The sequence below is a fragment of the Pseudomonas sp. 50_B genome, from assembly GCF_017491625.1.
Classification (GTDB): Bacteria; Pseudomonadota; Gammaproteobacteria; order Pseudomonadales; family Pseudomonadaceae; genus Aquipseudomonas; species Aquipseudomonas danubii.
This window is the reverse complement of record NZ_JAFGYX010000201.1, coordinates 1-246: the sequence shown is the minus strand read 5'-3', so window position 1 is coordinate 246 and position 246 is coordinate 1. Positions and strand designations below refer to the sequence as shown.

Here is a 246-nt window from a genome sequence, read left to right as displayed (position 1 = left end):
CCGCGATATCTGGGGCCGTAGCAATCCGAATTTTGGCGGGGTGATGGACCAGGTGCGCAACATGATGCTGGTCACGGTATTCGTGTTCATCGGCATCGAGGGCGCCAGCGTCTACTCGGCCCGGGCGGAAAAACGCTCGGACGTGGGCAAGGCCACTGTCATCGGCTTCATCACCGTGCTGCTGTTCCTGGTGCTGGTGAACGTGCTGTCCCTGGGGATCATGACCCAGCCGGAACTGGCCAAGCT

At 61.4% G+C, this 246-nt stretch carries 1 protein-coding gene; it reads left to right on the top strand.

What is annotated here, in order from left to right; translation table 11 throughout:
* A partial coding sequence (locus J5M73_RS31615; RefSeq protein WP_207810167.1) for an amino acid permease occupies positions 1 to 246 on the top strand: 246 nt, incomplete at both ends.